The organism is Aliiroseovarius sp. xm-d-517 (assembly GCF_013283135.1).
Lineage (GTDB): Bacteria > Pseudomonadota > Alphaproteobacteria > Rhodobacterales > Rhodobacteraceae > Aliiroseovarius > Aliiroseovarius crassostreae.
The window spans coordinates 1,874,871-1,897,871 of the sequence record NZ_WBXT01000001.1 but is presented as its reverse complement, the minus strand read 5'-3'; the positions used below and the strand labels follow the sequence as shown (position 1 = coordinate 1,897,871).

The 23,001-nt window shown below is 57.9% G+C and carries 17 protein-coding genes; 14 read left to right on the top strand and 3 right to left on the bottom strand.

Annotation, left to right across the window (positions count from 1 at the left end; translation table 11 throughout):
• Window positions 1-9 precede the first annotated feature (9 nt).
• The 5 genes from XMD517_RS09175 to XMD517_RS09155 all read left to right on the top strand — a co-directional run bounded on the left by XMD517_RS09175 (window position 10) and on the right by XMD517_RS09155 (window position 7,962).
• The gene (locus XMD517_RS09175) at window positions 10-2,472 is read left to right on the top strand and encodes an FAD-dependent oxidoreductase (RefSeq protein ID WP_173487902.1); all 2,463 of its coding nucleotides are present in this window, start codon (window positions 10-12) and stop codon (window positions 2,470-2,472) included.
• Window positions 2,473-2,501: 29 nt separating this feature from the next.
• Window positions 2,502-3,488, top strand: coding sequence for a GlxA family transcriptional regulator (locus XMD517_RS09170; protein ID WP_173486016.1), 987 nt, complete (start codon window positions 2,502-2,504; stop codon window positions 3,486-3,488).
• A 195-nt stretch (window positions 3,489-3,683) separates the two neighbouring features.
• Complete coding sequence (locus XMD517_RS09165) at window positions 3,684-4,703, top strand: putative 2-aminoethylphosphonate ABC transporter substrate-binding protein (RefSeq protein WP_173486015.1); 1,020 nt, start codon at window positions 3,684-3,686, stop codon at window positions 4,701-4,703.
• Window positions 4,704-4,828: 125 nt separating this feature from the next.
• Window positions 4,829-5,941 carry a putative 2-aminoethylphosphonate ABC transporter ATP-binding protein gene (locus XMD517_RS09160; RefSeq protein WP_173486014.1) on the top strand — a complete coding sequence of 371 codons (1,113 nt, stop codon included), beginning with the start codon at window positions 4,829-4,831 and terminating at the stop codon, window positions 5,939-5,941.
• Entirely contained in the window at window positions 5,941-7,962 is a 2,022-nt protein-coding gene (locus XMD517_RS09155; protein ID WP_254449859.1) for a putative 2-aminoethylphosphonate ABC transporter permease subunit, read from the top strand. Before XMD517_RS09160 ends, XMD517_RS09155 begins: the two co-directional genes overlap by 1 nt.
• A 63-nt stretch (window positions 7,963-8,025) precedes the next feature.
• Here the strand turns inward: XMD517_RS09155 and XMD517_RS09150 are convergent, their stop codons facing one another.
• The gene (locus tag XMD517_RS09150; RefSeq protein ID WP_173486013.1) at window positions 8,026-8,892 is read right to left on the bottom strand and encodes a LysR substrate-binding domain-containing protein; all 867 of its coding nucleotides are present in this window, start codon (window positions 8,890-8,892) and stop codon (window positions 8,026-8,028) included.
• Between the two features lie 130 nt (window positions 8,893-9,022).
• On the opposite strand from XMD517_RS09150, the gene XMD517_RS09145 reads away from it, so the two are divergent.
• From XMD517_RS09145 to XMD517_RS09125, 5 genes are all read left to right on the top strand, one after another.
• The gene (locus XMD517_RS09145) at window positions 9,023-10,210 is read left to right on the top strand and encodes a 2-aminoethylphosphonate--pyruvate transaminase (protein WP_173486012.1); all 1,188 of its coding nucleotides are present in this window, start codon (window positions 9,023-9,025) and stop codon (window positions 10,208-10,210) included.
• A 20-nt stretch (window positions 10,211-10,230) separates the two neighbouring features.
• Complete coding sequence (gene phnA / locus XMD517_RS09140; protein ID WP_173486011.1) at window positions 10,231-11,475, top strand: phosphonoacetate hydrolase; 1,245 nt, start codon at window positions 10,231-10,233, stop codon at window positions 11,473-11,475.
• Window positions 11,476-11,505: 30 nt separating this feature from the next.
• A complete protein-coding gene (gene phnY, locus XMD517_RS09135) occupies window positions 11,506-12,957 on the top strand; it encodes a phosphonoacetaldehyde dehydrogenase (protein ID WP_173486010.1) in 1,452 nt (483 codons plus the stop codon).
• A 115-nt stretch (window positions 12,958-13,072) separates the two neighbouring features.
• Window positions 13,073-14,425 carry an aspartate aminotransferase family protein gene (locus tag XMD517_RS09130; RefSeq protein WP_173487903.1) on the top strand — a complete coding sequence of 451 codons (1,353 nt, stop codon included), beginning with the start codon at window positions 13,073-13,075 and terminating at the stop codon, window positions 14,423-14,425.
• A complete protein-coding gene (locus XMD517_RS09125) occupies window positions 14,422-15,261 on the top strand; it encodes a DMT family transporter (RefSeq protein WP_173486008.1) in 840 nt (279 codons plus the stop codon). Before XMD517_RS09130 ends, XMD517_RS09125 begins: the two co-directional genes overlap by 4 nt.
• Window positions 15,262-15,309: 48 nt before the next feature.
• On the opposite strand, the gene XMD517_RS09120 is transcribed toward XMD517_RS09125, so the two are convergent.
• Window positions 15,310-16,323: a 2-hydroxyacid dehydrogenase gene (locus XMD517_RS09120; RefSeq protein ID WP_173486007.1), complete on the bottom strand. Its 1,014-nt coding sequence runs from the start codon at window positions 16,321-16,323 to the stop codon at window positions 15,310-15,312.
• A 276-nt stretch (window positions 16,324-16,599) separates the two neighbouring features.
• On the opposite strand from XMD517_RS09120, the gene XMD517_RS09115 reads away from it, so the two are divergent.
• The 4 genes from XMD517_RS09115 (at window position 16,600) to XMD517_RS09100 (ending at window position 21,864) form a co-directional block, all read left to right on the top strand.
• Window positions 16,600-17,400: a DeoR/GlpR family DNA-binding transcription regulator gene (locus XMD517_RS09115; RefSeq protein WP_173486006.1), complete on the top strand. Its 801-nt coding sequence runs from the start codon at window positions 16,600-16,602 to the stop codon at window positions 17,398-17,400.
• Complete coding sequence (locus XMD517_RS09110; protein ID WP_173486005.1) at window positions 17,397-18,170, top strand: inositol monophosphatase family protein; 774 nt, start codon at window positions 17,397-17,399, stop codon at window positions 18,168-18,170. The genes XMD517_RS09115 and XMD517_RS09110 overlap by 4 nt, the downstream gene beginning before the upstream one ends.
• The gene (locus XMD517_RS09105) at window positions 18,170-19,846 is read left to right on the top strand and encodes a Na/Pi cotransporter family protein (protein WP_173487904.1); all 1,677 of its coding nucleotides are present in this window, start codon (window positions 18,170-18,172) and stop codon (window positions 19,844-19,846) included. The genes XMD517_RS09110 and XMD517_RS09105 overlap by 1 nt, the downstream gene beginning before the upstream one ends.
• A gap of 356 nt (window positions 19,847-20,202) precedes the next feature.
• Window positions 20,203-21,864, top strand: coding sequence for a peptidoglycan-binding protein (locus XMD517_RS09100; RefSeq protein WP_173486003.1), 1,662 nt, complete (start codon window positions 20,203-20,205; stop codon window positions 21,862-21,864).
• A gap of 128 nt (window positions 21,865-21,992) precedes the next feature.
• On the opposite strand, the gene XMD517_RS09095 is transcribed toward XMD517_RS09100, so the two are convergent.
• The gene (locus tag XMD517_RS09095) at window positions 21,993-22,922 is read right to left on the bottom strand and encodes a LysR family transcriptional regulator (RefSeq protein ID WP_173486002.1); all 930 of its coding nucleotides are present in this window, start codon (window positions 22,920-22,922) and stop codon (window positions 21,993-21,995) included.
• Window positions 22,923-23,001 lie beyond the last annotated feature (79 nt).

The following is a 23,001-nucleotide window of genomic DNA, read 5'->3' as shown; positions in this document are numbered from 1 at the left end:
AGCGATGCAATGGCTGACACGACCCTTCCTACCTCAGCGCAATATGTCATTATCGGGGGCGGCATTGTCGGCTGCTCGGTTGCTTACCACCTGACCAAGATGGGGCACAAAGATGTGGTCCTGCTGGAGCAGGGGCAGCTGAGCTGCGGCACCACCTGGCACGCCGCCGGTCTTGTTGGCCAGCTGCGCAGCCAGCCCGCAATGACCAATCTGATCCGCTATTCGACTGAACTTTATTCGCAGTTGGAACAGGAAACCGGCCTGGCCACCGGCTGGATGGAATGTGGATCGGTTACCGTGGCGCGCACGGATGACCGGATGACCATGCTGCTGCGCACTGCCGCCGCGGCCCGTGCACAGGGCGTTGAGGTTGAGGTGATCACCCCTGACCAAGCCCAGGAAAAGTGGCCGGTGATGCAGGTGGATGACGTCAAGGGCGGGCTGTGGATGCCCGGCGACGGCAAGGCCAACCCCACCGACCTGACCCAATCGCTGGCCAAGGGCGCGCGTATGGGCGGGGCCAAGGTGATCGAAGGTATCAAGGTCACGGATGTGATCACCAAGGACGGGGTTGTCACCGGGGTTGAGACTGATCGGGGCACCATTCAGGCCGAGATCGTGGTGAACTGCGCTGGTCAGTGGGCGCGCAATATCGGCAAGATGTGTGGTGTGAACGTGCCGCTGCACTCGGCCGAGCATTACTACATCGTGACCGAACAGATCGAAGGTGTGAACCCCGACCTGCCCGTGCTGCGTGACCCGGACGGATACATCTATTTCAAGGAAGAAACCGGTGGTTTGGTGATGGGCGGGTTTGAACCCGACGCCAAACCCTGGGGTATGGACGGGATCCCCGACAACTTCTTCTTCCAACTTCTGGAAGACGATTGGGACCAGTTCGAGATCCTGATGGAAAACGCGCTGATCCGGGTGCCAAAAATGGCCGATACCGGTGTGCGTCAGTTCTATAACGGACCGGAGAGCTTTACGCCTGACAACAACTATCTGCTGGGCGAAGCGCCTGAACTGAAGAACTTCTTTGTGGGGGCTGGCTTCAACTCGATGGGCATCGCAAGTGCGGGCGGCGCAGGGCGGGCGCTGGCCGAATGGATTGTCGAAGGGGCGCCGACCTCGGATCTCTTTGCTGTAGATATTCGCCGCTTTGCCAATTTCAACAACAACCCGACCTGGCTGCATGACCGGGTAAAGGAAACGCTGGGTCTGCATTATGCCATGCCATGGCCGAACCGCGAGCTGGACACCGCCCGCCCGTTCCGTCGCTCTGCGCTTTATGATCGGTTGGCTGCGAAAAATGCCGTGTTCGGGTCGAAGATGGGCTGGGAGCGGGTGAATTATTTTGCAGCCGAAGGCGAAGAGCCAAAAATCGAATACAGCTTTGGCCGCCAGAATTGGCACGACAATGCGGGTAGGGAACACAAGGCCACCCGCGAGGCGGTGACGGTATTTGACCAAAGCTCGTTCTCGAAACTGCTGGTGCAGGGGCGTGACGCCTGTGCCGAACTGAACCGGATCTGCGCCGCCAATGTCGACGTGCCCGTGGGGCAGACGGTTTATACTGGCCTGCTGAATGAACGGGGTGGCTACGAATCCGATCTCACGGTGCTGCGCCTGAAAGATCAGGAGTTTATGCTGATCACCGGGTCCGCCCAGACCATTCATGACGCGGACTGGATCCGTAAGAACTTCAGCGATGATGCGCATGTGTTCCTGACCGATGTGACCGCCGCCTGGTCGGTGTTGTCGGTGATGGGACCGAAATCGCGCGACGTGCTGAAGAAGTTGACCAAAGCGGATCTGTCCAACGCGGCCTTCCCCTTTGCCACGGTGCAGGAGATCGATCTGGGCTATGCCACGGTGCTTGCCAACCGCATGACCTATGTGGGCGAACTGGGCTGGGAGCTGATCGTGCCGGTCGAATTCACCGCGGGTGTCTATGATGACCTGATGCGCGAAGGGGCCGAGTTTGGCATGATCGACGCCGGTTATTATGCGCTGGAAGGGCTGCGGATCGAAAAAGGCTTCCGCGCCTGGAGCCGCGAGCTGACCCCGGACATCACACCGATCCAGGCTGGTCTGAACTTCGCTGTGGACTACGACAAGCCCGGCGGGTTCATCGGAAAAGAGGCATTGCTGGCGGCGAAGGAAGATCCCGATCACCTGAAAACCCGCATCGTGCAACTGGTGCTGGAAGATGGCGATGCCCAGCTTTGGGGCGGCGAGGCCGTGCTTTATAACGGTGTCGAAATCGGCGAAGTCCGCTCGGCCGCTTACGGTCACACGCTGGGGGCATCGGTCGCGCTGTGTCAACTGGATGCGCCGGAACGCGCCACTGCCGACTTTATTCGCGCAGGCACGTTCCAGATCGACCTGGCCGGTGTGAAATACGCCGCCACCGCCCACCTGCGCACGCCCTATGACCCGAAAGGGGAGCGCACCAAAGCGGACGGGTAATTTGCCGGCCAACTGACGGGGGACATGAGATGAAACATGACCTTGCTGAACTGAAACCTGCACAGAAAGTCACCACCATTGGCTTTCTGTGCCTCGAGGGGTTCCCTCTTGAACAGCTGTCTGTTGCGCTGAACTATCTCAAATCCGCCAATCAATTTGAGGCAGGCCCGCTGTTTCAATCCCGTGTCGTTTCTTTCATGGGGGGAGAGGTGGAAAGCTGCTGTGGGCTGCGCGTGCAGACGCGTAAGATTGAGAGTGAACCCCAACCCTTTCAGTTTCTGTTTGTGTTGGGCGGCGTTGCCCGAAGCGATGACAGTAAAGCCGCTTTGCGGCGATGCCTGCGGGCGCATTTGGATGGCGGCGCTGTTGTGGCCGTCATTGATGGGGCCGCAGTTCCTGTTGCAAAAACCGGAGTTCTGAATGGCGTCGCAATTTGCATGTCGCAGCAGGTTTGCGCGATATTGGAGGAGGATTTCTCTGACATCACTGCGCTTGGCCAGACGTCTCATTCCGAAGGGCGTGTGTGGTCGGCGGATGGCGGGTTTGCGCTGTTGAATCTGTTGTCAGATGTTGTGTTTCGGTCCTCAGGGCAAGAGGTGCGCGCAGAGCTGGACAGGCGGTTTCTTCATTTTCAGAGAGGAACAGCGCGGCGTGGTGCATCCAGAATTGACCCCGTATACCGTGGTTCCGCTTTGACCGGTGACGGGGTTGTGGACAAGGCAATTGAGCTTATTCGCCAGAACCTCGAACGGCCCGTTCTGCTGACGCAGATCGCGCGCGATGTTGGGATATCCTTGCGTCAACTTGAGCGAAAATTTCTTGGTGTCACAGGATTGTCACCTAAAGCTTACTATATGGCCGAGCGATTGGAACGCGCTGACATGTTGATCAGAGGAACGAGTTTAACAATGCCGGAAATTGCTTTGGCCTGTGGTTTTGGTTCCTATTCGTCCTTTTCGCAAAGGTATCGCAAAAATTTTGGCGACACACCAATGCGACGGCGGGCGTCGATGTAAGTTCTGTAAGTTTGTGTTTAAAAACAAGGGTTTATCCCTTGTCGGTCGGTGTTTGTTTTGACTATAGGCAAAACTTATGATGTTGTAGGTTTAATCGACTTTTCTTGTTGATGAAACATGCGACACTGCCTGTGGTTACTGATGATCGTGAAGAATCCAGAGCCTGGTTTGAAAGACCAACAGAGGAGAAATGAAATGAAACGTAAGGCATCCCTTCTTGCTGCTGTGGCAGCGGGTGCATTGATGGCCACAAGTGCTGTGGCTGAAACTGAACTGACCGTTTACACGGCGGTAGAGGCGGAAGATCTGGCCCGCTACGCTGAAAAGTTCAACGAATCCCACCCGGATATCAAGATCAACTGGGTGCGTGACTCGACCGGAATTATCACCGCCAAACTTCTGGCGGAGCGTGACAATCCGCAAGCTGATGTTGTCTGGGGGCTGGCGGCCACGTCGCTTCTGCTACTGAAATCTGAAGGTATGCTGGAACCCTACGCTCCTGCCGGGGTGGACAAGCTGGACGCAAAATTCGTTGACGGTGACAACCCGCCTGCCTGGGTTGGCATGGACGCCTGGGTGGCATCGGTCTGCTACAATACGGTCGAAGCTGAGAAGAACGGGCTGACCCCGCCGACATCGTGGAAAGATCTGACTGACGCTCAGTATAAAGGTCATGTGATCATGCCCAACCCGAATTCCTCGGGCACCGGTTTCCTTGATGTATCCAGCTGGCTGCAGCTGTTTGGTGAAGAAGGTGGTTGGGAATACATGGACGCGCTGCATGAAAATATTGCGCGCTACACGCATTCCGGCTCCAAACCCTGTAAACTGGCCGCTGCTGGCGAAATTCCGATCGGTGTGTCCTTTGCGTTCCGCGGTGCCAAGTCGAAAGCTGCAGGTGCGCCGCTGGAAATCATTGTGCCGAGCGAAGGTGTCGGCTGGGATATGGAAGCCACTGCGATTGTCGCAGGCACCGATGATCTGGAAGCCGCACAAAAGCTGGTTGATTTCTCGGTCACCAAAGAAGCCAACGAGATGTATAACTCGGGCTATGCTGTTGTGGCGTATCCGGGTGTCGCCAAGCCGGTTGAATACTTCCCTGAAGGCCTGTTGGATGCAATGATCGACAATGATTTCGAATATGCAGCCAACAACCGCGCAGCAATTCTGAAAGAATGGCAAGCGCGTTACGACGGCAAATCCGAAGCCAAGTAATGCTGGCCTGATCCGGGGGGCTGTTTGCCCCCCGATCTCACTCCGCCATTCAAAAATTTTGCGTTCAACGCTTGCTGCAATGCCCGGTCGGGCTGGCGGTTGGCGTTGTTGTAAGGATCCCCCTCATGATGCAAGCTCCCGTCCCCACCAAGCTTTACCTTAGTATCGACAACCTATGGAAAGCTTTCGGAAATTTCCTTGCCCTCAAGGATATCTCGCTCGATATCAACGAAGGCGAGTTCATCTGTTTTCTTGGGCCCTCCGGCTGTGGCAAGACCACCTTGCTGCGTGCGATTGCAGGGCTTGACCTGCAGACCAAGGGCACGGTCATGCAAGACGGAAAAGACGTTTCCAACCTGCCCCCGTCCGAGCGCGATTTCGGGATCGTGTTTCAGTCTTACGCGCTGTTTCCCAACCTGACGATTGAGAAGAACATCGCGTTTGGTCTGGAAAACACCGGCCGCAGCAAATCTGAAATTGCGGTCCGTGTGGATGAGCTTTTGAAACTGGTGGGCCTGCCCGACCAGGGCAAGAAATACCCGGCGCAACTGTCGGGCGGGCAGCAACAGCGGATTGCACTGGCGCGCGCCATTGCCACCAAACCGGGCCTGTTGTTGCTGGACGAACCGCTTTCGGCACTTGATGCCAAGGTGCGCGTCCATCTGCGTCACGAAATTCACGAATTGCAGCGCAAGCTGGGTGTGACCACTGTAATGGTGACCCATGACCAGGAAGAAGCCCTTGCGATGGCCGACCGGATTGTGGTGATGAACCATGGTGTGATCGAGCAGGTCGGCTCTCCTACCGAGGTGTATCGCGAGCCAAAGAACCTGTTTGTGGCTGATTTTATCGGCGAGATGAACCAGATCGAAAGTTCCGTCACCAAAGGTGGCCGTCTGTCGGTGGGGGAGAAAACTTTTGCCTGCCATGAGCATGCATTCACCGACGGCACCCCGGTTGTCGCGGCCATTCGTCCCGAAGATGTCATCCCCCATGAAGAGGGGTATGTCTCGGATGATCCAAACCGCAACTGCATTGATGTGCTGCTGCACGAGATGGAATTCCTGGGGTCCTTCTGGCGCTGCCGCCTGCGCAATGAACGGTTCGGGACCTCTGAACTGATTGCCGACTTCTCGATCAACGCGGTGCGTCGTCTGGGGCTGGGGGAAGGTCGGACCATGGTCATCGAACTTCCCGAAGACCGGCTGATGGCATTTGAACGTCCGGAGGCGTCGTGATGAGCAGCCCGAGCACCAATCTGACAACCATGCCGGAAGGCCCGGTGATCAAAGGTAAAGTCAGCCGCGACGATATCATGATGCGCAGCGGCATGATCGTGATCGCCCTTTATCTTGTCGCCACGCTGGTCTTTCCGCTCTATTCCATGCTGTCGAAATCTTTTTCGACCTATCGGTTTGAGCTTTCGCAATACGAGTTCCAGGTCAGTGATGACAGCGGGGTCTTTGATGGCACGATCCTGTCCGGGGCCGCGCTGAATACCCGCACCGGGGCCTATGAAGAGCTTGATCTCAGCACCGGGTCGGATGGGCGCCTTGGCGTCACCAAACTCTTCCCGGATTTCAGTTTCCGCAGCCCCGTGATGTATCAGATCCGCAATACATCCGAAACGGGCCGGTTCCTTGTTGGGTCGACCCTGCAGGACACGACCGAGTGGGTCACGCTGGACAGCAACACGTTCCGGCGGGTGCAGCTACGCCCGATGAAATCCACCGGTTTGGACAACTTTATCAACTACTTCTCGACGCCGGCTCTGTTCAATTCAATCAAGAACTCCCTTTGGATTTCAGTGGTGTCGACAATTGTCACGGTGACGCTGGCCTTCTGGTTTGCCTATGCGCTCAATCGAAGCTGCATGCGGTTCAAAGGCGTGTTTCGTCTGGTGGCCATGGCGCCGATCCTGGTGCCGTCCCTTCTGCCCGGCATTGCGCTGGTCTATCTGTTCGGCAACCAGGGCATGATCAAGGAATTTCTGTTCGGGGCCAGTATCTATGGGCCGATCGGGATCGTGATCGGATCGGTATTCTTTACCTTTCCCCACGCGTTCCTGATCATTTCAACCGCGCTTGCGATTTCGGATGGACGCCTTTACGAGGCCGCGACCAGCCTGCGCTCAACCCCGTGGCGCACCTTCTGGACGGTCACCATTCCCGGCGCGCGGTATGGCCTGATTTCCGCTGCCTTCGTGGTGTTCAACCTCGTGATCACCGATTTCGGCCTGCCAAAGGTGATTGGCGGTCAGTTCAACGTTCTGGCGGTGGATATCTATAAACAGGTCATCGGCCAGCAGAACTTTGAGATGGGGGCTGTGGTCTCGGTGGTGCTTGTCGTGCCTGCGATCCTTGCCTTTGCTATCGACCGGATGGTGCAGTCAAAACAGGTTGCGGCACTTTCAGCCCGTTCGGTGCCGTTCCAGCCGACCCCGGATGCCAAGACCGACCGGATCTTCTTTGCCTACTGCAGCCTGATTGCGTTCTTTATCATCGGTATGCTGGCGGTGTGTCAGTTTGCTGCGTTGATCAAGTTCTGGCCCTATGATCTGAGCCTGAGCCTCAACAACTACGATTTTGACAAGATGGATGGCGGCGGCTGGGGGTCTTACTTCAACTCGATCAAGCTGGGTCTGTTGACCGCGGTTTGTGGTACGGCAGTTGTGTTCTTCGGGGCTTACCTGGTTGAGAAGTCAAACGGGTTCAAAACTGGGCGGGCTGTGTTCCAGATGTTTGCGATGCTTCCCATGGCCATTCCGGGCATGGTGTTGGGTCTTGCTTATATCTTCTTCTTCAACAATCCGTCGAACCCGCTGAATGCAATCTATGGCACGATGGCGATCCTGGTGATCTGCACGGTGACACACTTCTACACCGTGTCACACCTGACGGCGGTGACAGCGCTCAAACAGATGGACCGCGAGTTTGAAAGTGTGTCCGCGTCGCTGAAACAGCCCACGATGAAACTGTTCTCACGGGTGACCGTTCCGGTTTGTCTGCCTGCGGTGCTGGACATCTCGATCTATCTGTTTGTCAACGCGATGACGACGGTGTCGGCAGTGGTGTTTCTCTATTCACCCAAGACCACACTCGCCTCCATTGCGGTGCTGAATATGGATGATGCCGGAGATATTGCGCCAGCAGCGGCGATGGGGATGATGATCTTCTACACCAACGCGGCGGCGCGGATCATCCACCTGATTGCCTCGCGCGGGATCTTGCAGAAAACACAGGCCTGGCGCACGCGCTGAAACCTGTGACATCGCAGAACGGCTCCGCCACACGAGGGTGTGGCGGAGTTTTTTTGGCTTTTGTCAGGGGTGCGATTTTCGTGCAATTTCCATAAACGCACGAATGACTTTCACGTCGCTGCGCTGGGTCAGGTGGACAAGGGATTCGCTCATCGAGATTTGTGCGCCGGACAAGCTGATTTTTCTGAACCGGGCATCATGCACATATTCGGCAAGTGACACAAAACCGACCCCGGCACCCGAGGCGACCACTTCGCGCACCGCTTCTCGCCCTTCTGCCACGATGGCCGGGGTCAAGGTGACCCCCTGACGAAGAGCTTCTTCTTCAAGTTTCTGTCGTGTTTTTGAACCGCTTTCGCGAAAGACCAGCGGGTATTTTGCCAGATCTTCGAGAGAGGCCGACTCCTGAGAGGGCAGCAACAAATCATGCGCGGCAAAGGCGACAATTTCAGACGCGCCCAGATCATGAACCGTTATGTCCTGACCGGGAGAGACGCTGCCGATGACACCGATTTCCGCATTGTAGGCGCGCAGTTCCTCGATAACTTTTTCGGTGTTGCCCACCCGCAGGGAAATTGTTGTTTTGGGGTATCTTTTTTTGAACTGTCCCAGAAGCTCGGTGACGTGGTGGGCGGAATCCGCAAGGATCCGCAGCTCGCCCTCCATGGCGGCTCCTTTCTGCGAAAGATATTCCTCGATCTGGCTCTCGACCTCGAAATATCGCTTGGTCAGAAGGAAAAGCTGCTCACCCGTCTCCGTCAGCCGTACGCGCTTTCGTTCCCGGTGAAACAGCAACGTATCGTGATCCTGTTCCAGCTTGCGCACCTGTTCGGAAATGGCTGGTTGGGTGAGGAAAAGCGCCTCGGCCGCGCGGGAGAACCCTCCGAAACGAGCCACGTGGTGAAAGGCTTTCAATTGTCTATGGCGCATCTGATTTTCCCCTGATCTGGTGTGGTCTCGTTATATAAGCTCAGCCTATATAACGATTGCCAATTGCAATTTCACATATAGATCATCTTGCTGCAATGCTGTTCCTAACAGACCACATCGGAGATGCAAAATGACTGCTCCCATTACTGGAATTGAACCCCCTCGGTTGGGTGAACCCTACCTTCTGACACCCGGCCCGCTGACCACGTCTTACGCCGTGAAAGAGGCCATGCTGAGGGACTGGGGAAGCTGGGATGATGATTTCCGCGCCATGACCCTGCAAATGCGAACCATGTTGCTGGATCTGCTGGGTGAAGGGGGGGATGCATTCGATTGCGTGCCGATGCAGGGCTCCGGCTCTTTCTCGGTCGAGGCGATGCTGGCCTCGTTCATTCCGCGCGATGGCAAGGCGCTGGTTCTGGCCAATGGCGCCTATGGGATGCGGTCGGCCCAGACGTTGGAATATCTTGGGCGTGACCACGTTGTTCTGAACAAAGGGGACTATCTTCCGCCGCGGGGCGAAGAGGTGGCGCAGATTCTCGCGGATGACCCGGCGATCACCCATGTGGTTGCGATCCATTGTGAAACGTCGAGCGGCATCCTGAACCCGGTCGAAGAGATTTCCGAAGCGGTCTATGCCGCCGGTCGCAAGCTCCTGATCGACAGCATGTCGGCTTTTGGTGCGATTGAGTTGAAAGTGGCGGATATCCGGTATGAGGCCATGGTGTCCTCTGCCAACAAATGTATCGAAGGTGTCCCTGGTTTTGGGTTCATCATCGCACGCAAAACCGAGCTTGAAGCCGCCAAGGGCAACAGCCATTCCCTGAGCCTCGATGTGCATGCCCAGTGGGCACATATGAACAAGACCGGCCAATGGCGCTTTACCCCGCCAACCCATGTGGTTGCAGCCTTCCTTGAAGCGCTGCGTGCCCATAAGGAAGAAGGCGGTGTTGCCGGGCGTGGCGGACGCTATACCCGCAACCGCGATGTGATGGTCGCTGGCATGCGCGAGCTGGGGTTTGAAACCCTGCTCAAGGATCGTTGGCTGTCACCGATCATCGTGACCTTCTTCTGCCCGGACGACAAAAACTTCATCTTTGATCGTTTCTATGAGCTGATGAAGGAAAAGGGTTTTATCATTTACCCCGGCAAACTGACGGTTGTTGACAGTTTCCGCGTCGGCTGTATCGGGCAGATGGATGAACATATCATGCGGCAGGTTGTGACCGCCGCGAAGGAATCGCTGGACGTGATGGGGGTTGCCGATGCAAGCCCGCCCGCGCTGGCCCTCGAAGAACGCGCCAAACTGGCCGCCTGAAGTCATAAAGGAACATAAGAATGACCATCCAATCCCCTGTTGTTGCGAACGGGCGCGCCTATGCCACCCCCAAGGTCTGCGCGATTGCGATCTGCCTTGACGGGTGCGAACCGGAATACCTGGAAGTGGCCATCGGCAAGGGCTTGATGCCGAACCTCAAGCGGATGCGCGAAGAGGGCACGGATCGTCTGGCCCATTCGGTGATCCCGTCTTTCACCAACCCCAACAACCTGTCGATCGCCACCGGCCGTCCGCCGGTTGTGCACGGCATTTGCGGCAACTACCTGATCGACCCGGATACCGGTGAAGAGGTGATGATGAACGATGTGCGCTTCCTGCGTGCCCCGACCATCTTCTCGCAGTTCTATGAGGCGGGCGCCCGTGTCGCCATGGTAACCTCGAAGGACAAGCTGCGCGCGCTGCTGGGGGCTGGCCTGAAGTTCGACGAAGACCGCGCTGTGGCGTTCTCGGCTGAGCGTTCGGGGGAAACCACCAAGGCTGATCATGGCATTGAAAACGCCAGCGAATGGCTGGGTATGCCGGTGCCTGAAGTCTATTCGGCGGAACTGTCCGAGTTCGTGTTCGCCGCAGGCGTAAAGCTTCTGAAAGAAATGAAGCCCGACGTGATGTATTTGTCGACCACCGACTATATCCAGCACAAGTTTGCCCCCGAGCAGCAGGGTGCGCTCGATTTCTATGAAATGTTCGACCGTTATCTTGGGGAGCTGGATGAACTGGGCGCCGCCATTGTCGTCACCGCCGACCATGGCATGAAGCCCAAGCACCACGCTGATGGCTCGCCCAATGTGGTCTACTGTCAGGATCTGATGGATGAGTGGCTGGGCAAGGACCAAGCTCGCGTGATCCTGCCGATCACCGACCCCTATGTTGTGCACCATGGTGCGCTTGGCTCTTTCGCCACCTGCTACCTGCCGGAAGGTGCGGATCGTGATGACATCATGGCCAAGCTGCGCGCCACCGATGGGATCACGCTGGTTCTGACCAATGCCGAAGCGGTGGCGCGTTTTGAGCTGCCGTCGGACCGGATTGGCGACATCGTCATGCTGTCGGGTGAAAATATCTGCATTGGCACCTCTGAACATCGCCACGATCTGGCCGCGCTGAAAGAACCGCTGCGCAGCCATGGCGGCCTGACCGAACAGGAAGTGCCGTTCATCTGCAACCGCGTGCTGGCCCTGCCGGAACGTCCCGTGCTGCGCAACTTCGACGCGTTCTTCTACGCCACCGAAGCCGCCGCACTGTAATCAAGCCCGCAATTGAAAGGTCTGACGCATATGAAAGACAAGATCCAGATCCGCGAAGAGGGGATGCGCATCGGCGGCAAGGTGGTCTTTACCAAAGAGGTGATCGAGGTAAAGTATCCCTATACCGATGAAGTGGTCGGAACGGTGCCAGCGGGCACCGCCGAACATGCGCGTCAGGCCTTTGAAATTGCGGCGAATTACAAATCCAAACTGACCCGTTATGAACGCAGCCAGATCCTGCAGCGCGCGGGTGAGCTGATCGGGGAACGTCGCGAATACCTCGCCAAATGGCTGACGCTGGAGCTGGGCATCTGCCACCAGCACGCCATCTACGAAACCAAACGTGCGCAGGACGTGTATCAGTTTGCCGCCGCCCAGGCGCTTCAGGATGACGGAGAGATTTTTTCCTGCGACCTGACCCACAATGGCAAGGATCGCAAGATCTTCACTAAGCGCGAGCCGGTGAAGGCGATTTCCGCCATCACTCCGTTCAACCACCCGCTGAACATGGTCAGCCACAAGATCGCTCCGTCGATTGCCACCAACAACTGCATGGTGTGCAAACCGACGGAACTGACACCACTCACGGCGATTGCACTGGCGGATATTCTCTATGAGGCCGGCCTGCCGCCTGAGATGTTCCAGATTGTGACCGGCTGGCCGAAGGATATCGGTGAAGAGATGATGGTGAATGAGCACATCGACATCATCACCTTCACCGGCGGTGTTCCGGTGGGCAAGCTGATTGCCTCCAAGGCCAGCTATAAGCGTCAGGCGTTGGAGCTGGGCGGCAATGACCCGCTGATTGTCTGCAATGACCTGAGCGATGCCGATCTTGAGAAAGCCGCCACCATTGCTGTGGCCGGGGCCACTGGGAACTCTGGTCAACGTTGCACCGCGATTAAACGGATCCTGGTGCAGGAAAGCGTGGCCGACAAGTTTGTGCCGATGGTTCTGGAGAAAGCCAAGAAGATCAAGTTTGGCGACCCGCAGGATCCCGAGACCGAGCTTGGCTGTGTGATCCACGCACAGGCGGCCGAACTGTTTGAAAAACGTGTTTTCCAGGCTGAGAAAGAGGGGGCCGAAATCCTTTATCATCCCGGCCGTCAGGGTGCGCTCCTGCCGCCGATTGTGGTCGACAAGGTGCCCCATGACAGCGAATTGGTGATGGAAGAAACCTTCGGGCCCATCGTGCCAATCGTGCGTGTGCCGGACAATGACGAAGAGGTCATGGCGATCTCGAACTCGACCGATTTTGGCCTCAGTTCGGGTGTTTGCACCAATGATCTGAACCGCGCCATTGCCTATATCAACGGGCTCGACGTGGGCACCTGCAATATCTGGGAGCAACCCGGATATCGCATCGAAACCTCGCCCTTCGGCGGCATCAAAGACAGCGGCAATGCGGTCAAGGAAGGGGTCACTGAGGCAATGAAGTTCTTCACGAATGTGAAAACCTATTCGCTCCCGTGGCCGAATTAACCGGCCTGAAAAATGAGTTCTTCCCGTTCCGGGGAGGCTTCTCCTGACTGTTCCCGCAACTGGTGAGGCCTGAGTATCGGGCCTCACTTTTTTCCTTGAGATGCAGAGGTTTGATATGGCGATGATTGTTCATACTGAAGGCGAGTCCAATACGTCTGACGCCCGCAAGGCGTGGCTTGGAAAGTCCATAGGCCCAAAATCAGAGCCGCTGCTGGAGCGGGACGCTGAGGTGTTTCTGCACCAAAGTCTGTCAAGCCCCTGTGTCAGCACCATTGCCAAAGCGGAAGGGATCTGGATCGAGGATATGGACGGGCGGCGTTACATGGACTTCCATGGCAATTCCGTGCATCACATCGGGTGGGGTCATCCCAAGCTGATTGCCGCGATCAAGGCCCAGCTTGATGATCTGCCCTTCGCTCCGCGCCGCTTTACCAATGAGCCGGCGGTGGAACTGGCTGAGAAACTCGCGGCCATCGCGCCCGGGGATCTGGGGAAGACGCTGTTTACCACTGGGGGATCGGATGCCAACGAGGTGGCATTGAAAATCGCACGGGCGGCCACGGGGCGGTTCAAGACGGTTAGCTTCTGGGATGCTTTTCATGGCGCCGGGTTCGGTGCAGCGAGCGTCGGGGGGGAGGCCACGTTCCGCAGTCATATTGCCGGGCCCCTGCTGGCCGGCGCAGAGCATGTCGCGCCTTTTGCCTGCTATCGCTGCCCTTATAACCATACGGGTCCGGATGTTTGCGGACTCGCCTGCGCCAAGATGGTGGATTTCGTGCTGGAACGTGAAGGGGACGTGGCTGCAGTGATCGCCGAACCTATGCGCGCTGTGCCCTATGTGCCACCTGCCGGGTTCTGGAAGGCCGTGCGCGAGGCCTGTAATGCGCGCGGTGCGCTTCTGATCATGGATGAAATCCCGACCGGGCTGGGCAAGACCGGAAAAATGTTTGCTTTCGAACATGATGACATTGTTCCCGATATCGTCACCATGGGGAAGAACCTCGGAGGTGGCGTGCTGCCCATCGCCGCCTGCGTGGCGCGGCGGGATTTGGATGTCTGCGGGGATTTTGCCATCGGGCATTACACCCATGAGAAAAACCCGGTCACCGCCCGTGCCGCCCTCACCACCATTGAAATCATCGAGGAAGAAGGGTTGGTTGACCGCTCTGCTGAATTGGGGCGCCACGCGCTGTCGGTGCTTCAGGAGCGGCTTTGGGATGTGCCCATTGTCGGAGATATCCGTGGGCGGGGCCTCATGTTCGGGGTCGAAATTGTGCAGGATCGTAGCGATAAGACCCCCGGCAATGCACTGGCAGAGCAGATCTATTATCGCTGCCTTGATGCGGGGCTGAGCTTCAAGATCTCGCAAGGTTGTGTGTTGACCCTCTCCCCGCCGCTGACCATCTCGCGGGCGGATCTGGATCAGGCGCTTGAGATCGTGGTGCAAGCGATCAAAGAGGTGGCATGACACCCGCCATCGCAACGGTGGTCCTGTCCGCCGCGCTTTTGCACGCAATGTGGAACGCGTTGGTGAAAAGCGCGGGCGACAAAACCGTCATGCTGGGCTGCATCGCCTTGGGGCATGTGGTGCCGGGGCTGGTCATTGCGGGGCTTTCACCTTTGCCGGACTTGGCGTCGGTGTCGTTCATGATCGCGTCGATTGTGGTGCATTGGGTCTATTTCTATCTGCTCAATGTGGCGTATCGGCTTGGGGATCTTAGCCTGATCTATCCGATTTCGCGCGGGTTGGCGCCCGTTCTGGTGGCGTTGGGGGCGCAGGTCTGGGTGGGTGAAACCCTCCCCCTGTTTGCCTGGGGCGGGATATGTGCCGTGTCTGCCGGGATCATGATCCTTTCCCGCCCCGCCTTTGCCGGTGCCTTGCCAAGCAGCGCGTTGCTGGCCGCGCTGGGCATCGGTGTGGTTGTGGCAAGCTATACGCTGATTGATGGGGTCGGGGTGCGCCTGTCTGGCCATGCGGTCAGCTATATCGGTTGGTTGTTTGTCGCCAAGCTGGTGATCGTGTTCTACGTCTTTCCAACCCGCTGGGAGCGGGTGCGGGCGATGCCGCGTTCCGCACTGGTGTTGGGGGTAAGTGGAGGGCTGATTTCCGGCATGGCCTACGGGCTGGTCCTGTACGCGAAATCCATTGCACCGCTTGGGATCGTATCGGCCCTTCGGGAAACCTCGGTCATTTTTGCGGCCCTGATCGGAGTGCTCTGGTTCGGGGAGGGACCGAGAGGGCAACGGCTGTTGGCAGCGGTTGTGGTTGGGGTGGGGATCGGGGCGATTGCCCTGACCCGGTAAGGGGGCAGCCCCCCAAGTTGGCGGGTTTCGATGTCAGCCGGTTTAATGTCAGCCCTTGAAGGTGACGCCTTTTGTCTGAATGCGCAGCCGTGGATCCGTCGATTTTACCAACACGTCCCGCCCCTCGATAAGCTCTTGGCAGCGTTCCAGAGTTTCGCGTTCCAGCCGCTCCATCGCATCTTTCGTATAGAAGGTCAGATGGGGGGACAGGATCACGTTGGGAAGCGTGAACAGGGCGCTCATCGGATGATCCGTCAGCGATAGAGGTTCGCGGCTGAACACATCCAGCCCCAGCCCGGCGATCCAGCCTTCACACATGGCGCGCACCAGGGCGTCTTCGTCGATGATGGCGCCTCGGGCCGCGTTGATCAGGATGGCGCTGGGTTTCATGAGCCGCAGTTCACGCTCCCCGATCAGGTGACGGGTTTCGTCATTCAGGACGCTGTGGATGCTGATAAAGTCACTTTCGCTCAGAAGCGCGTCCAGCGTATCGCATTTCTCGACGCCAATCGCCTGCATCTCGTCTTCCGGGGTGTGGGGGCTGTAGGCAATGACGCGGGCGCGAAAGCCCTGACCGGCCATGCGCGCCATCGAACGCCCGATTTTGCCCAACCCGATGATGCCCAGGGTCTTGCCCGCGATATCCGTGCCCAGCCATGTCGGTTCAGGCCAGGCCCATCCCTCTTTGTGCATGTGGTCATTGAGCGCCGGCAGCTTCTTGGCCAGGGCAATGAGCAGCGCAAAGGCGCCTTCGGCCACGGTTTCTTCTGCGTATTCGGGGATATTGACCACGATCACGCCGTGTTCATTTGCCGCCGGGATGTCGATGGCGTCAATCCCCACACCGTATTTCACGATGCCACGCAGTTTTGGGGCGGATGCGATGACCTTGCGGGTGATGGGCGTATAACACATCAACAGCAGATCGGCGTCCCGGATCTCGGCAATCAGGTCCTCTTCGCTGATCCCGTCCGGCAATAGAACCAACCTATGCCCCGCATCTGTCAGGGCCTTGTCCACCAGAGGTGTCTGGAGCTCGCAATCTGTCCGGACGATTTTCATGTTTCTGCTCCCGCTGTCATGCGTTCGAGTTTCCAGTGTGGGGGAGTTGGTCACAAATTCCTTTTTGCAATTGATCCATAAGCGCGGCCTATGATGCGCCTGTGCAAATGGGCGGAGCAAATACCTGTTTTGACAGGTCTTACCGCTATTTTGGCGTTATGGGGAGGGGGAAGCGCCGAGGGAAATATGTTGATTTTCGAGTGTCATCAGATCTTTTTTAATGGAAAAGTGATGGAAACTGTGGGTTAAATGACCGAAACTGACCGAAAGACGCAAATGACCGACGCCTCTAACCTATCTCACAGAGAGCTTGAGCTGCTGACTGCCTTGCGGCGGCTTGGCGGGGCGGCCCGGTCGTCCGAGCTGGCGAAACATCTCGACGTGTCGGAGGAGACTGTGCGCCGGGGGATCAAGGCGCTGTCCAAGACCGGATCGGTCGCGCGGGTCCATGGTGGTGCCTATCTGGTTGGCGGTGCCGGTGATCCGAGTTTCTTTCAGCGCATGGCGCGAAACCCGGAGGAAAAGCGGCAGATTGCCAAGCTGGTTGCCCGGCAGGTGGCCGACAATATGACCGTGTTTCTGGATGTCGGATCCACAACCGCATTTGTTGCAGAGCGCCTGCGTAAGCACACCGGCTTGACCGTTGTGACCAATTCGATTGCCATTGCGCAGGCCATGCTGGGGACATCCGGAAACCGGGTGCACTTCCTCGGTGGAGAAATGAAAAGTGACGAACGCGGCACTTTCGGCTCTGTCACGGAACGTCAGGCGCAACGGTTCGCATTTGATCTTGCGGTCCTGAGTGTGGATGGCCTGTCGGAAAAACGCGGGTTTCTTTTTGTCAATCCGGTCGAAGCGGCCCTGTCCGAGGTGGTGGCGGACCGCGCGGACCGGGTGGTGATTGGGCTGGATCACCAGAAATACGGGGTGAAGGCACCGCATTGTGGGCTGGATGCGCACCGGGTGGACCTTCTCATTGTCGACAAAGCGCCAGACAAGGGGTTGACCCGGGCGCTGGATGGCTGGGGCGTTGAGGTCGCATTGGCGCCTGCGGGCAAAGGAGGAATGAAAGCATGACGGAACTGTCACATCTTGCCAAACATGCCGAGGCAATGGCGCAGATCGCCGCGCGCTCGTCCCTTTCTTACTTCCGGGGGGCGTTGGGGATCGAGTTCAAGGCGGATGAAAGCCCGGTTACGCAGGCGGATAAGGCGGTAGAGGCGGAGTTGCGCGCCTATCTGGCAGCGATATTCCCGGACCATGGGATTTTTGGCGAAGAAGAGGGAATGAGCCAGACGGACAGCGCCCATCTTTGGGTGATCGACCCAATTGATGGCACACGTTCGTTTCTGTCCGGGCACCCGCTTTATGGGTTTTTGCTGGCCCATCTGATTGATGGCACCCCTGAGATTGGCGTGATTGGCATGCCGGTGCTGGAGGAGGTGCTGATCGGGCTGCGCGGGCAGGGGGCCAGGCTGAATGGTCGACCCGTTCAAACCTCCAACCAGACCGATCTGGCGCAGGGTATCCTCTATATCAACGAGGGCGAGAAGATCTTTCGGGATCATCCGACCCTGTTTGATCGGCTGACCCGCACCGGGCAGACCCGCCGGATGGCGTATGATTGCTACCCCCATGCGCTGCTGGCGATGGGGCATGTGGATGCGGTGGTGGATTATGATCTGCAACCTTATGATTTTCTGGCCCTGTCTGTGGTGATCGAAGCAGCAGGTGGGGTGATGACCGACTGGTCCGGTGCCCCCCTTGGGCTGCATTCCGACGGGCGGGTGGTGTCTGCTGCCACGCCTGAACTTCATGAACAATTGCTGCAAGTGGTGAATGGCTGATGGCGATCCTGAGTTTCCTATTGAGCCTTGCGGGCGCCACAATGCTCCTGCTGTTTGCCGTGCGGATGGTGCGGACCGGAATTGAACGCAGTTTCGGCGCCTCTTTCCAGCGCATGATGACCCAGGAACGTGGCCCTTTGTCCAATTCGGCCCTTGGGGTCATGTTGGCGACCGTGCTGCAAAGCTCAGCCGCCGTGGCGTTGCTCGCATCCGGGTTCGTGGCGGGAGGATACCTGCAATTTTCCGCCGCGCTTGCCATTGTGCTGGGCGGAGATCTTGGCTCTGCCCTGGTGATCCAGATCCTGTCTTTCCGGTTGGATTGGCTGGTGCCGGTGCTGTTGGCCATTGGCGGCTGGCTGTTCGTCAAGGTCGAAGAACGCCGCTGGCGTCAGGCGGGCCGGATCCTGATGGGGGTGGCATTTATCCTCATTTCGTTGCGGTTCCTGCGCGAGGCGATGGATCCGATCCGGGACAGCGCGTTCCTGCCGGCAATTGCGGAATATCTTGCGCGTGATTACCTGACCGCGTTTCTGGTCGGGGCGGCGCTGGCCTTTGTGATGCATTCCTCGGTTGCCGCCATTCTGATGTGTGTGACCCTGGTGCAGATTGATGCCATTCCCTTTGCGGCGGGTCTGTCCCTTGTGCTTGGCGCGAACCTGGGCTCGGCGGTGATCCCAGTCTGGCTGACACGAGGGATGGGGGTCGCGGCGCAAAGAGTGCCCTATACCAATCTGCTTTTGCGTGGGGTCTGGGCGGTTGTGGCGCTGTTTGCGGTGAACCTGTTCCTGCGCTCTGGCGTGATGGTCTTGCCGGAAACCGGCCAGATGTTGGTGATGGCACATATTGCCTTCAACGCCCTGCTGGTCCTGATGGCCATGCCCTTCGGGAAGGCACTGGCCGCCAGTGCTGAGCGGTTCATGCCCGAACCCGGTCAGAATGAGGGGGCGGGGATCAACCTGCGCCCGGGGTCCGCCCTTGATATCGACAATATCGGAACGCCCGCCCAGGTGATTGCCAGCCTGAAGAAAGAGCTGCTGCGCATGTCGGAAATGGTCGAGGTCATGTTCCGCCCCTCCTTGCAGCTGTATCGTGAAAATGACGGGGAAAAGATCAAGGCGGTGCAGGCGCTGGATCACGAGGTGAATGACTGCCTGACCGGGATCCGGGATTACGTGGCCGCACTTCCGAACCGGGAGTTGGGGCGGGAGAATGTAAAGGCGGTCCGCGACCTGATGGAATACGCCATTCGACTGGAAACAGCCGGGGATGTTGTGGCCAAGCGCCTTTGTGTGCTGGCGCAGGAAATGGCCAAAACCCATACGACCTTCTCGTTGGATGGCTGGGCGGAACTGACCCGGATGCATGAAAGCATCCTGTCCAACCTGAACCTTGCCAGCAACGTCCTTGTTTCGGATGACCTGGAAAGCGCGCGGCTCCTGAGTTTGGAAAAAACCGAGGTGAAGCGTGCGGAACGGAAAAGTCGCAAGAAGCATTTGAAGCGGTTGCAGATGGGGGAGGTGGCGAGTTTCGAAACATCGGATATCCACCTTGAAACCCTGCGCGCCCTCAGGGAGTTCAACAGCCACATCGCGGCGGTTGCCTACCCGTTGCTTTACAAGCATGGTCAGCTTCTGGAAACGCGCCTGATCGAAGACATGAACGAAGCCGAGGATTGACCGGCGCGCCCCACGGGTGCCACGTCGCTGTCCCGTGGGCAGAACTGCTCGCAAAAGGCTCTGGCAGGGCTTTTTGCGGAGGGTCTGAGCGCTGCTCCTGCCCGGTTGCGTCTGCAATGCTTAGGGAAAAATCGAAACGCTTTGAGCGGCAGATGATGGGGATCCATCCCGCCTTTCAGCGGATTGTGGCTTAGCGGTCCTGACAGGGGAGCGATTGCCGGCCCCCAACCTTGACGTGATACCCCACTGCGGCCCAACCTTATCTCATTGGACCGTGCGGGCCTGTTGTGATGGCCGGGTGCGGCTGAAGGGAATGCGTGCCGGCCGGGGTCGGTTGTCAGAAGGAGAACCGTTTTATGACACGATTTACAATGACATTGACCACCGCCTTGGCAACCATGATGACGCTGGCAACGCCCGGCTGGAGCGATGGGCGCGCCTTTTTTGTCGGCAATGCAGATTACGGCTTCCTGAGCTTTCTGGGGCGGCCTGCGGATATGCAACAAAATGCGGATACGCTGGCCGCGCAGGGGATATCTGTCACCAGCGTGCAGGATGCAAACGCCGCCCAGATGCGGCGGGCCTTTACTGAATTTGTCGATGGCATTGATGATGATACCAGTCAGGTTGCGATCATTCTGGCCGGGCGGTTTGCGTCGGGGGCAGGCGGGGCCTATCTGTTGCCGGTCGATGCCGAGGACCCGCTGGACCCGGCCCAGGTGCTGATGCAGGCTTTCCCGCTGGATGCCGCCCTTGCGATATTGGCGCAATATCCCGGACGCGCCGTTCTTGCGCTGGCGGAAGGGGACGTGTCTGCACAGAACAGTGGCCCGGTTTCTGCAGGAGCCGGCGATTTCGCCATTCCGCAGGGGGTCACTGTGATCCGTGGAGAGCTGAGTGACGTGTCGCGTTTTGTTGGCGGAGTGGTTGCAGCACCCGATGCTGACCTGATCCGGGCTGCGCGACGGGCGGATCTGACAGTGGAAGGGTTCGCCCCGCAAACCCTTTCCTTGTTTGATCAGCCTGAACAGGTGCAGGCACAGCCACCCGCGCGAAATGATGGCAAGGATGATGACGATTGGGCGCGGGCCTTATCTGCAAACTCCGAACAAGCCTATCAGGATTACCTTGACCGCCACCCATCCGGGGCCCACGCAGCGGATGCCCGCCAGCGCCTTGCTTCTTTGCGGGCAACCCCGTTTTACCGGGAAAAAACCGCGGAAGAGAATTTGAACCTCAGCCGTGATGCGCGCCGTGAAATCCAGCGCAACCTGTCTCTGCTGGGCTATGATACCCGTGGCATTGACGGCATTTTCGGGCGCGGCTCTCGTGCTGCAATCACGGCCTGGCAGAAGGGCAATGGCCTAACGGAGTCTGGCTATCTGAACGCGCAGCACATATCGCGGCTGGCGGAACAGGCCCGGTTGCGGGCAGCTGAGCTGGAAGAAGAAGCGCGGTTGCGGCAGATTGAACAGGACAAGCGGGACCGTGCGTTCTGGCAGGAAACGGGGGCGGCCGGGGATGCGGCAGGGCTCAGGGCCTATCTTGAACGGTTCCCGGATGGAATTTATGCCGATCTGGCGCAGGAAAGACTGAAAGTGATCGAGGACCGAGAGCGTGCTCAGGCGGTTGCTCAGGATCGGGAGGCATGGGACCGTGCCCGTTCCCGAAATGACCTGCAGGCTTACAGGACCTATCTGTCCCAGTATCCAAAGGGCGCGTTTGCTGATCAGGCGAAAGCGCGGATAGCGGACCTGTCGGTTTCGGATGCAGACAAGGCCCGGATCGAACAGGCGCAAGCTGCTGAGCGGGGGCTGGGCCTGAACAAAAGCGCCCGACAACTGATCGAATCCCGGTTGAAAAGTCTGGGCCTGAAGCCGGGTAAGATTGACGGGAAATTTGACGATGCCACCCGTCGCGCCATCCGCAGGTATCAGGATGCGCGCCAGCTTCCTGTCACGGGTTATATCAATCAGACTACCTTCATCCGTCTGATGGCGGATAGCATATTACGGTAAGGTGGCACTGATAGTTGAGCGAGACATCAGAACGAGACATCAAGGGGGCACAGATGAACATGTGCCCCCAGCCTCGTCTCAGCGCCCATCGCTGGATTCGCGTGCATTCCGAGGCAGTCCCGCTGTTATCATTTCAACGCGTCTCGGATCTCGGCCTGCATCTGTTCTACCGCCGCGTGAAGCACGCTGATAAACGCCTGGCTTGCCATGGATTGCGTGGCGTAGCCCGGGGTCAGGATTGAGACGCTGTTTGATATTTGCGGACTGAAGCGCCGTATCGTCAGGCGTTCGTTCTCCGGTGTTTGAAACAGATGGCTATAAGCGGTGATCATATCGCAAACCATCACGCAAACGCCCTCTGCGACAAACTGCAGACCCGGAAGAAAGGTGCGAAGTTCGATCCGCTTGTTGAAATGGCATCCAGCGGCGTGGAACGCGGCCTCTGTTTGCACCGCGGTTCCGTGCTCATCGAACAGAACGGCCATCGGGCGGCCATCCAGATCATCCGGCGTGACAACCTTTACGCGCGCCAATGGATCGTCTTTTGGCACCACGCAAACGCATTCGAGGTTGTAATCTGTTTGCCGGATCGACGCGCGCGGTTTCGGGGTTTCGGCAAACCCAAGGTCGTATTGTTGCGACGCGATAAGGTCTTCGATCACGTCCGAGGATCTCATGATGAAGGACACATCAAGATTGTCCCGGTCCTTGAGAAAACTGGTCAGCAGACGCGGAAGGAAAGCGCTCGACGCTGCGGGGTGGCAGGCGATCTTGAGCTTGCCGGATTGCAGCGAACTGATCCTTTCAAGCGTGCGTTCCGTGCGCTCGACACGGTCCAGGATATCCTCACATTCCTCAAGGAAAAAATAGGCTTCCGGCGTCGGTGTCAGTTTTCCATGAGATCGCAGGAACAGGGCAAAGCCCAGCTGATCTTCAAGGGTCTGAATCATTGTGGACACCGCAGGCTGAGTGCGGCCAACCGCACGGGCAGCCTGGCTGATCGAACCAGACCGCATGACTTCTCGAAACGTGGAAAGTTGTCGAAAGGACAATCGCATGGTCATAAACCTGATTTATGAAGTTAAAGATATTATCAAATTGATTTAATGCCAAATGTCCAGTGTGATGGTCAGACAA

Coding starts and splice junctions, on each gene's coding strand:
- XMD517_RS09145 (WP_173486012.1), top strand. CDS start 9,023: ATGACTGCTCCCATTACTGGAATTGAACCCCCTCGGTTGGGTGAACCC.
- XMD517_RS09175 (WP_173487902.1), top strand. CDS start 10: ATGGCTGACACGACCCTTCCTACCTCAGCGCAATATGTCATTATCGGG.
- XMD517_RS09170 (WP_173486016.1), top strand. CDS start 2,502: ATGAAACATGACCTTGCTGAACTGAAACCTGCACAGAAAGTCACCACC.
- XMD517_RS09110 (WP_173486005.1), top strand. CDS start 17,397: ATGACGGAACTGTCACATCTTGCCAAACATGCCGAGGCAATGGCGCAG.
- XMD517_RS09105 (WP_173487904.1), top strand. CDS start 18,170: ATGGCGATCCTGAGTTTCCTATTGAGCCTTGCGGGCGCCACAATGCTC.
- XMD517_RS09155 (WP_254449859.1), top strand. CDS start 5,941: ATGAGCAGCCCGAGCACCAATCTGACAACCATGCCGGAAGGCCCGGTG.
- XMD517_RS09115 (WP_173486006.1), top strand. CDS start 16,600: ATGACCGACGCCTCTAACCTATCTCACAGAGAGCTTGAGCTGCTGACT.
- phnY (WP_173486010.1), top strand. CDS start 11,506: ATGAAAGACAAGATCCAGATCCGCGAAGAGGGGATGCGCATCGGCGGC.
- XMD517_RS09130 (WP_173487903.1), top strand. CDS start 13,073: ATGGCGATGATTGTTCATACTGAAGGCGAGTCCAATACGTCTGACGCC.
- XMD517_RS09100 (WP_173486003.1), top strand. CDS start 20,203: ATGACACGATTTACAATGACATTGACCACCGCCTTGGCAACCATGATG.
- phnA (WP_173486011.1), top strand. CDS start 10,231: ATGACCATCCAATCCCCTGTTGTTGCGAACGGGCGCGCCTATGCCACC.
- XMD517_RS09120 (WP_173486007.1), bottom strand. CDS start 16,323: ATGAAAATCGTCCGGACAGATTGCGAGCTCCAGACACCTCTGGTGGAC.
- XMD517_RS09095 (WP_173486002.1), bottom strand. CDS start 22,922: ATGCGATTGTCCTTTCGACAACTTTCCACGTTTCGAGAAGTCATGCGG.
- XMD517_RS09160 (WP_173486014.1), top strand. CDS start 4,829: ATGATGCAAGCTCCCGTCCCCACCAAGCTTTACCTTAGTATCGACAAC.
- XMD517_RS09150 (WP_173486013.1), bottom strand. CDS start 8,892: ATGCGCCATAGACAATTGAAAGCCTTTCACCACGTGGCTCGTTTCGGA.
- XMD517_RS09125 (WP_173486008.1), top strand. CDS start 14,422: ATGACACCCGCCATCGCAACGGTGGTCCTGTCCGCCGCGCTTTTGCAC.
- XMD517_RS09165 (WP_173486015.1), top strand. CDS start 3,684: ATGAAACGTAAGGCATCCCTTCTTGCTGCTGTGGCAGCGGGTGCATTG.